At 62.8% G+C, this 9,427-nt stretch carries 8 protein-coding genes; 1 reads left to right on the top strand and 7 read right to left on the bottom strand.

What is annotated here, in order from left to right; all coding sequences use genetic code 11:
* Positions 1 to 169: 169 nt before the first annotated feature.
* The 7 genes from ACXJKD_RS13720 to ACXJKD_RS13690 all read right to left on the bottom strand — a co-directional run bounded on the left by ACXJKD_RS13720 (position 170) and on the right by ACXJKD_RS13690 (position 7,573).
* Positions 170 to 529, bottom strand: coding sequence for a DUF202 domain-containing protein (locus tag ACXJKD_RS13720; protein ID WP_457255171.1), 360 nt, complete (start codon positions 527 to 529; stop codon positions 170 to 172).
* Positions 526 to 939 carry a YidH family protein gene (locus ACXJKD_RS13715; protein WP_457255170.1) on the bottom strand — a complete coding sequence of 138 codons (414 nt, stop codon included), beginning with the start codon at positions 937 to 939 and terminating at the stop codon, positions 526 to 528. Before ACXJKD_RS13715 ends, ACXJKD_RS13720 begins: the two co-directional genes overlap by 4 nt.
* Positions 936 to 1,901: a formylglycine-generating enzyme family protein gene (locus ACXJKD_RS13710; protein ID WP_457255169.1), complete on the bottom strand. Its 966-nt coding sequence runs from the start codon at positions 1,899 to 1,901 to the stop codon at positions 936 to 938. Before ACXJKD_RS13710 ends, ACXJKD_RS13715 begins: the two co-directional genes overlap by 4 nt.
* Before the next feature lie 121 nt (positions 1,902 to 2,022).
* Positions 2,023 to 2,940, bottom strand: a complete 918-nt coding sequence (locus ACXJKD_RS13705; protein WP_457255168.1) for a carbohydrate ABC transporter permease — start codon at positions 2,938 to 2,940, stop codon at positions 2,023 to 2,025.
* Positions 2,937 to 3,830 (bottom strand): carbohydrate ABC transporter permease, encoded by an 894-nt coding sequence (locus ACXJKD_RS13700; RefSeq protein ID WP_457255167.1) that lies wholly within the window; start codon positions 3,828 to 3,830, stop codon positions 2,937 to 2,939. The genes ACXJKD_RS13705 and ACXJKD_RS13700 overlap by 4 nt, the downstream gene beginning before the upstream one ends.
* Positions 3,831 to 3,851: 21 nt before the next feature.
* Positions 3,852 to 5,075: an extracellular solute-binding protein gene (locus ACXJKD_RS13695; protein WP_457255166.1), complete on the bottom strand. Its 1,224-nt coding sequence runs from the start codon at positions 5,073 to 5,075 to the stop codon at positions 3,852 to 3,854.
* A gap of 236 nt (positions 5,076 to 5,311) precedes the next feature.
* A complete protein-coding gene (locus ACXJKD_RS13690; protein WP_457255165.1) occupies positions 5,312 to 7,573 on the bottom strand; it encodes an arylsulfatase in 2,262 nt (753 codons plus the stop codon).
* Between the two features lie 175 nt (positions 7,574 to 7,748).
* Here ACXJKD_RS13690 and ACXJKD_RS13685 point away from each other — a divergent pair, with 175 nt between their 5' ends.
* The gene (locus ACXJKD_RS13685) at positions 7,749 to 8,786 is read left to right on the top strand and encodes a LacI family DNA-binding transcriptional regulator (protein WP_457255164.1); all 1,038 of its coding nucleotides are present in this window, start codon (positions 7,749 to 7,751) and stop codon (positions 8,784 to 8,786) included.
* Positions 8,787 to 9,427: the final 641 nt, after the last annotated feature.

Raw genomic sequence — 9,427 nt, 5'->3', positions numbered from 1 at the left:
GATCCGCTGATCCTGGTGTGCTGCCCCTGGACGTTCCACCCGGCATCCCCCCGCTGTCCGCCAAGTCCGCCGCGATGGTGGCGGGGTCGCTGCGGCGGCTCTGACAGGCGATCAAGAGCGCAGGTCAGGCCGGCTGCGCGGACGGCTCGCTTGATGCTGCACATGGCGCTCACCGACCATCTCGCTTGATCAGAAGAATGAGATGGGCGGCGGCGAGGATGGCGGCAAACAGGACGACCGCCAGCAGCGACCCAGCCCCGGGCGAAGAGGCGTCGCTAGAGCTGCCCGCCTGGAGTGCATGGGACTGGAGACGTTGGCGCCGACTCGACAAGAGCCCCAACGCCGCTCCGGCAACCCCTATGAGCCCGGCACCGACGATTAGCCGTGCGGCGGGGTTTTCGTGGGCCCAGCCACGGAGCGCGAGGACAGCAGCCCCGCAGAGGGCCAAGACCGTTCGTTGCCAGGCGAGCCTGGTGCGCTCAACTTGGACTCCGGAGTCTCGCAATGAATCGTGTGTGGACTCACTCATCGGTTTAGCACTCCAAGCATCACAACGGTCGCTGTCGCGGAGACCACGATCGCCAGCGGAAGGCCTAGTAGGGGCGGTTGGAGGGGCGCCTTCGCGCGCAGCGCGCGCTCTGTACGCATCCATGCCACCCATGCGCCAAGTGGCAGGACGAGCCCTGAAACCAGCAGCACGAAGGACGCGATCAGTCGCATCCGTGGCTCAAGGTTCACCGAGAATGCTTCGAGGGCTATACCGCCGGCGGTCAAGGCAAGTGCCGTGCGCATCCACGCCAGAAATGTGCGTTCGTTGGCGAGTGTGAATCGCGGGTCGGGTTCATTCCCGCTGCCGAACACCCAGCGCGGGAAGCGACGCCGGACGGCAGCAGCTTGAGTCACCCGGACGTCGACCTGCTCGTGGTCGCGCTGGCTCACGACGTCGTCCTAGGGATTCGCACACACCGGAACCCAATGTTCCCCGAACTTGAACCAGGGTCGTTCGACGTGCGAGCCGACACCCGGTAGCGGTTGCAGTAGGAGACGTGGCAGAGGTAGGACCCTCCGCGCATCACGCGGTCCGTTCCACGGCGGGGCCCACGAGGGTCGACCGACGGTCGCGAGTCATGCGTGGTGCCCCAGTGGTCGCTGCACCACTCCCAAACATTGCCGGCCATGTTGTGGAGACCAAAACCATTCGGGGGAAACGCATCCGCGGGTGCGGTTCCAAAGTAGCCGTCGTCGCGAGTGTTGTGGGTAGGGAAGACCCCCTGCCAGATGTTGCATTGGTGTTCGCCGTGGGGCAGCAGGTCGTCTCCCCACGGGTAGAGGGCCTGCTCCAGGCCGCCCCTTGCCGCGTACTCCCACTCCGCCTCGGTAGGCAACCTGCCGCCAGCCCACCGGCAGTAGGCATTCGCATCCTCATGGTCGATGTGCACCACAGGGTGGGCGGTCATGTCTTCCCACGTGGAACCGGGCCCGAGCGGATGCCGCCAGTCCGCCCCGTCGACGCGGCACCACCAAGGGGCGCCAGGGGGGCGCTGCCCTCGACGCAGCGGGCCGGGGAGAAGACCAGCGAACACAAACGACCATCCCCAGCGTTCTGCGCCGGTCTGATGTCCCGTGGCTTGCACGAACTCGGCGAACTGGGCGTTGGTGACTGCGGTTCGCGACATCAGGAACGGGGACACCGCGACCCGCCGGAGTGGGCCTTCACCGTCGGCGGGGTTAACCTCCGGACCGGCACCTCCCATGACGAAGGTGCCGCCGGCCAGGTGGACGAACTCGGGCAGGCAGCTGGTCGGCGACGGCCCGGGGGTCTCTTGAACGGCGGAACCGGGCTGAGCGGCGGAACCGGGCGCCCTCGAGACCTGGCCTCGCGGGGCGCAACACCCGCTCATGGGAGACGCGCTTTCGAGCGAATCGAGTTTGACACTTCGCCTGAGAACGTCCTCGGACCGATCCGTGAACAGCTCCAGGAAGTCCGCCGACTTCCTGGCTGGGCCTTCGCCTGATTGCCCACTACCCCTTCACCGCCCCTCCGGTGAGGCCGGCCACGATTTGACGGTTGGCGATGACACCCAAGACGACCATGGGAATGGCCGCCGCAGCACCTGCCGCTGCCATCTGGCCCCATGCGACCTGATATTCCTGGACGAGGGAGGCAATGCCGACTGTGAGTGGGGAGGTCTTTCCGCCAGATGTCATCGTGAGGCCAAATAGGAACTCGTTCCAGGCCATGATCCCCGCGAAGATGGCGACTGCCCCCACTCCTGGCCTGACCAGGGGAAGCATGACGGACAGGAACGTTCTCCACTCACTCGCTCCGTCAATCATCGCCGCCTCCCGCAGTGCCCGCGGGGCTGCGTCGAAGTAGACCTTCATAAGCAAGACCGAGAACGGCAGCTGAAACACAGTGTTGAGGACGATAAGTCCCGGAATGGTGCCCAGGAGGCCAAGACCGTCCATCGTCACGTAGAGCCCTGGCACCAGCGCCATGGGAGGCACAAACTGCAGGAACGCCGCGATACCGAGAAGAAGCCAGGTTATTGAACGTGGCAAGTTCAGAAGGGAAAGAGCGTATCCCGTCAGTGAACCTACAAGCGCACACAACGCCACGGTGCCGAGCACGATCAGTAGACTGTTGAACGCTTGGGCAGCGAAGGCTTGGCCGGGGCCCAGGAGTTCCTCGAAGTTGCTCATGGAGAGAGAGAAGGCCCAATCGGGATCTACAATGTTCCGACCCGGTTGCAGAGCAAGGACCACCATCCACGCGATCGGCACGATGATGAGAAGGCACGCGATCGCCAGACCGATCTCGACGATCGGCTGAATACGGCCGCTCGTGCGTTTGCCCCGTCTCGACTTGCGAGCTGTTCCTATTGCGCTTCGAGGGGCATTGCCCGTCGCAACGTGTTCGATTTCAACATCGGGCCTCATGTGATTCCACCTCGAGCGACCAACCGGCGGGCCATGGCCGCCATTAGGAGCATGAATCCGACGATTAGCACGACACCGACGCTCATCGCGGCGCCATATCCGAGTTGCAATCGGTCGAAAAAGACCGTGCGAATGTGGAGGCTGATCAAGTTGGTGGCTCCGTCGGGACCTCCACGGGTGAGCAAGAACATTTCATCGAACGCCTTGACGGACATCACCAAGCGAATGAGAATCGCGACACCGGTTACCGGCCGCAGCATCGGCAGTATCACGTACCTCACCAGAGCTACTTCGCTTGCGCCGTCGACGCGCGCCGCCTCGAGAATCTCCGCGTCCATCCCTTGGAGGGCGGTTAAGACAAGGAGGAACACAATAGGCGTCCAGTGCCACACATCAACGGCGATAACCGAGGTCATGGCGCCCACACGGCTACCGAGCCAGGCCTGAGTTGGCAGGCCAGTAGAGCTCAGGACCCTGTTCAGGGCCCCTACGCTCGAACTGAGGATAAGCAGCCACATGAGACTCACCACAACCGGTGCAATGACAGCGGGCCAGAGGATGACGTTCTTAGCCAGGCCAGAAAGAAGCTTTGCTCGGTGTACCAGGAGAGCAAGAAGGGTGCCAAATAAAACTGTGAGGGGCACGGTTCCCATGATGAATGTCGCGGTCACGAGGGCCGATTCTCTCACTGCGTCGTCCGTGATGAGTTTGCGGAAGTTGTCCAGCCCCGCATATCGCCACGACAGTGATCCCTGTTGGATATTCACATCGGAAACTGACATCCGAAGCAGTTGCAGCATTGGGAAGATGCCGAAGAGGAGCATGATCCCTGCGAATGGTGTAATGGCCCACCAAGCGAATCGGTTGCGACGCATGTCAACTCCGTTCATTTCAAGGATATCGTCGGCGACCTACTTCAGGAAGCCGGCCTCCTTGACCGCTGCCTCGCTCTTCTCCTGCATGATTTGAAGCCCCGCTTCGACAGTGACCTTGCCCGTGGTGATCTGACTGAGCGCCTGCTCTACGCCGGACATCATTGGCTCCCGGAAGGGCCATCGCGGGTAGCGGTGCAGCGTGTCCATGGAGTCTGCCAGCGCCGAGAAGTATGGCTTCTCAGCCTGGAGTGCAGGATCGTCCATGACGTCGCGGCGAATAGGAATGCCGCCCTTTGCCGCGAAGAGTTTCTGCGACTCCGCCGTAGAGACGCACTTGATGAAGTCAAGCGCAACCTTTGCACGCTCGTCGGACAGCTTGGAGGGAATAGCCAGGCTCCACGTGCCGCTCACCGGTGTCGCGCCCTTTGCGCCAGCCGGAATGACCGCGAAGCCGATCTTGTCGGAGACCTTTGACTTGCTGGGATTCAGTAGGTCAGCCGCGGCCGCGGCAACCACCTGGCTTTGAAGCGCCTGACCGCCCTGCATCAAGGCGATTGATTCCGCCTGACCCACCGTCTGGGGGTCTGCAGGACCGAGCTTGGAAAGCGCGAGCCAGGTTTTTGTTGCGGCCAGGGCCTCGGGAGACTTGAGCGCGGGCGTCCAGTCCGAACCTTCGTCGACGAACCAATCGCCACCGTAGCTGTAGAGCATGTGCGCGTATTCGTACCCCACTGAGTTACCTCCGGGTGATGCTTGCGTGCGCATCACGTAACCGTATTTGACCGCTCGTGCCTCCTGTGCTCGGCGGCCATTTTGGATGGCCTCCTCCCAGGTTTTGGGCACGCTAAGTCCCAGCGACTTGTAGATGTCGGTGCGGTAGGCGAGCAGTTCAACGTTGCCATTGATGGGCATCGCCACGATTTGGCCCGACTCCGCAGAGGTGCGCTTTTTTGCATCCCAGAACGGAAGACTGTCGAACGTGATCACCTGAGGGTCTAGCTGGAACGAGCTATCGACGTCCTTGAAGGGCCGCACCCATCCTTTGTCGTAGAATTCGCCTGTCCACCCCTCATTTAGCTGGATTACGTCAAAGGGGTGGTTTCCCTGCTGAACGGCGTTGATCTCCTGGGTTCGAAGGCCGTCCAACGGGAATTCTCGCAGGACGACAGTGGTCTTGAGCTTCTCCTCGCAGTGTGCTGCCACCGCCTTGTATGCCGGAAGCCAGGGGGAAACGTTGGTCGCGACGACGATTTGGCTCACACCGCCCTTCTCAGAGCCCCCAAGGGCTCCACCGCCGCCACCGCTGTTGCATGCCGCCAGGGATGCAAGGACGGCGGCGATGCCAACGGCTCGGACCACGGCAACCTGCGGGCTCTGCCTTTTGGATGCAATCATTTGATGTCTCCTGTTTGGGCCTCGCGCACGAGGGTTACTTTGACCTGTTTCGATCTATTACGGTTCCAGGGCGGGCCCGGACTTGACGTGGCTCCCATCCCCTAATGGGTTATCAGGGCCGCGCCTATCTGTTCGCTCACGCTTGGCGCGAGCGAATCGTCTCCGAAGTCCACGCGGACAGTGTGTATAGCGCCGGTGTACTTGTTCGCTGACATATCGCCGTACTCCTCCGTGACTGGTGTGCCACGGTCCATACCGATGTCAAAGGTCTCGTCTTGAGAGAAGATGTAGGCGGTCGTCCGGGGTATGCGTCCTTCGCCAATGGGTCGTCCATGCAGACCGAGGACGACGTCGCCGCCCTTGCCGACTCCTTGTCCGTCATAGACGAAGTCAAGAGTGGCCGTGCTCCTTCCGAAGCTCTCGAGGACCGATGACCGGACGTACGTGATGTCGATTCCGCAGAGGTTGTAGCAGTAATGGAGGCGCCCGTCATGGACGTATAGCGACCAGCCGCCGAAGCGTCCTCCTTGAGCGACAAGCACACCTTCAGCTTCGGGCGACAACTCAAGGTCGATGGTGAGCGTGAAGGATGTGTTCTTAAGGTTCGGGGCTGCGTTCTCTCGCAGTCGGGGCAGATTTCCAGGAAGTGTGACACTCGAACGCCCGGCGAAGAGGTCGCGTCTGCCCACCAGGGCGGCATTGAACCTCTCGATGAGCCGATCATCGAGGGGCAGAACATTGTGCTTGGACGCCTCTGCTTGAAACATCTGCTGAAGGTCCTGGAGGCGCTCCGGGTATTGAGCGGAAAGGTCCTTGGCTTGCGTCCAGTCGGACGTGGTGTCGTACAGCTCCCAGACATCGTCTTCGAATCGGGGAAGAGTGGCGCCGGACATTAGCCAAGGGGTGCGATGCTTGGTGACGGCCGTCCATCCCTTGTGGTAGATGCCGCGGTTCCCCAGTGCCTCGAAGTATTGTGTGGTGTGACGCTCCGGTGCGTCGGGCTCGGTGAACGTGTAAGCAAAGGAGACCCCTTCAAGTGGGATCTGCTCGATGCCGTCGACCACGGGGGGCATGCTGAGGTTGGCTGCCTCGAGGATTGTGGGGGCAACATCGACCACGTGATGCCATTGGTGCCGGAGCCCGCCGGCGTCGGGGATCTTGCTTGGCCAATGGACGATCATCCCGTTGCGGGTCCCCCCGTAGTGCGACGCGACCTGCTTCGTCCACTGGTACGGCGTACTCGTTGCCAAGGCCCAGCCGACCGGGTACTGGGGGTAGGTGGTTGGACCACCGATCTCGTCCAGATATGGCAGCATGCGTTCGGCCGTGTCGGTGAATCCGTTGACGGCGAGGGCCTCGTTGATGGTGCCCTCCAGGCCCCCTTCGGGAGATGGCCCGTTGTCGCCGAGGAGGTAGAAGACGATCGTATTGTCCAGCGCACCTGTGGCTTCAAGATGCTCAATGAGTCGACCGGTTTGAGCATCGGTGTGTTCGGCAAAGGCCGCGAAGGTCTCCATGAGTCGTGCGCTGACCCGACGCTGGGCATCCGACAGAGTCGCCCAGGAGGGCACGCCCTCGGGCCATGCCGGCAGCTCAGCGTCCGCAGGGACAAGGCCCAGCGCCCTCTGGCGTGCGAATGTGCGTTTGCGCTCTTCATCCCACCCGTGGTCGAACCGTCCACGGTAGCGGTCCCTCCAAGACTCGGGCACGTGCAGCGGCGCGTGGCAGGCCCCGTAGCTCAAGTAGCAAAACCAAGGGCGGTCGGGCTCAAGGGTGTTCAACGTCGACATCCATGAGATCGCCTGGTCCACGAGGTCTTCAGACAGGTGGTAGCCCTCCTCCGCGCTCTTCGGCGGCTGAACCTGAGTAGTGCCGTCGATAAGGTCCGGAGGTGTGAAGTGGTCGCTTTCCGCGCCGAGGAAGCCGTAGAACCGGTCGAACCCCTCCCCCGTCGGCCAGCGGGTGAAGGGTCCGCTTGGGGTGATTTCCCACGCCGGCGTCTGGTGCATCTTTCCGAAGGCACCAGTGGCGTAGCCCTTGAGTGAGAGGACTCGTGCCAGTGGTGCTATCGACTCAGGCCTGATCGAGGAATAGCCGGGCTCGGAGGTGGCCGTCTCCGGGATGCCACCCATCGCGGCGGTGTGCGGGTTTCGGCCGGTGAGCAGGGACTGTCTCGTTGGTGCGCAGAGAGCCGCCGTATGGAAACGCGTGTACCTGAGCCCGCCCCGCGACAGCCAGTCCGCCGTGGGCATGTGACAGGGACCACCGAACGGTGAGGGCGCACCAAACCCAACGTCGTCAAGAAGGACTACGAGCACGTTCGGGCGACCCTCGCGGCGCTCTGAGGACTTGACTGCACCCATCGGGCTGACCCCTTCGTCGGTCGGTTAAGTCGATCGCAGCCGCTCACGGTTTGTTCGTGGCCTGGAGCGCTCCAAGCGCGAGTTCTTGGAGCGCTCCAAGTGCTGCGTCACCGAGTATGCTCTGGCCGTCGGATAGCGTCAAGAGTTTGTTAGAACGTTTCTTTGGAGGGGGCTTATGGGCAGGGACCCGCGGCAGTCAGAGGCGCGCCTCAAAGACGTCGCAGCATCAGCGGGGGTCTCGAGGTCGTTGGCATCCTTGGTAATCCGCAACGAGCCTGGGCCCAGTGCCGAAGCGCGGGAACGGGTTTTGGAAGCCGCACACCGCCTTGGGTATCGACCGGACACCCGAGCCCAGTCGCTTGCTGTGCTTCGGACCCGCCTGCTCGGGGCCGCCTTCGACACTCGCCGCCCGTTCCAGATTGACCTCATCGAAGGCCTCTACGAGGCGGCGACGGCGGCCGGCTACGAACTAGTACTGAGTGCTCAGGTGCCAGGACGCAGCGAGGAGGAGGCAATCGCCACGCTTCTGGGGTACCGCTGCGACGCCGTCATCCTGTTGTCCTCTGGCTGGCCGGCAGAACGACTGGAGGAGCTGGACTCTCGGGTCCCTGTTGTCTTGATTGGCCGTCGCGTGCCAAAGACGAACCTGGACGTCGTCCGGACGTCAGAGGCGGCTGGCATGCGCTTGGCGCTTGGTCACCTCGCCCAGCTGGGGCACAGGGAGGTCCTTCACATCGACGGGGGGTCTGGCCAGCTCCCATCGGACCGTCGCCGGGCCTTTAGGGGAGCCGCCCGAGCCCTGGGTCTTGCCGCTCGCGTGCAGCGCGGCGACCGCACCGCCGAGGCCGGGTGGGAGGCGGCTCACCGCCTGCTTGCTGCTGGCGACATCCCTACCGCGATCATTCCGTACCATGACACGGCTGCGACCGCGCTGATAGATGCCTTCACCCGAGCCGGCGTCAGGATTCCTGACGACGTTTCGGTCATTGGATACGACAACAGCCAGCTGTCCCAGATGTCACACGTCAACCTCACATCGGTGGGGCAAGACGTCCACCACTTGACAACGCAGGCGGTAGGAAAAGCAGTCCAGCGTGTAGAGGATCGAAACTTGCCTGCCAGTGGGGAGGTCGTGCTGTCGCCCAGCTTGATCGTGCGCGGGACCACCGGACCGGTCCGAAGTGGCTCGATCGCACCCAGGCAAGGGCGATAGGTCCAATAGCAGCGGAACACGCGGCCAGCCCAGCGCCAGCAACGGCTGACCTACCCCGCGGACGCCGTTTCCCGCTGATGCTTTTGACCAGAGCTCGAATACACAGGGACGCCGACGGTCGATCCGGACCACCCCAAGTCTGGTCCAATTGATCGCACGTGAACCCCGTGCACGCTAAGCAGCTGCGAGACTATGAGCGCTGACAGCAGCCCTGACAGCAACGCTGTCATACGCAACCATCGGATCCGGGACCACGGATAGCCAACGGCACTGGGCGACTGTCCCCTTGAGACATCCGACCATGATGGCCGACACCTGAAAATCGGAAGGTCGGCGGTTCGACCCCGCCCCTGGCCACCAAAACCGCAGGTCAGCGCCTTGCGAGGCCGTCGGTCTCTCTTGCTCCCGGCCGTCTGACAGCAGTAGGACAGCCATGTCCATCGTGGCGTCACAGCGTGAGGCTTCCTCGAGCACACTTGGCGCGTCAACGTTCTCGCGCATCGAAGGTTTGCAAATCGTCATGCGAAGGCAGAGTGACGGCAACCCGACCAGACGCAACCAGCCGACCCTGGACGACGTGCCCCGAAACGGCCCACCCAATTGCGAGCCAGGCGCGGGCGGTTCGCAAAGGCGGAGCTGCT

Source organism: Pedococcus sp. P5_B7 (genome assembly GCF_054049895.1).
The sequence above is the reverse complement of the archived record's forward strand: the minus strand, read 5'-3'. Positions and strand labels throughout refer to the sequence as shown.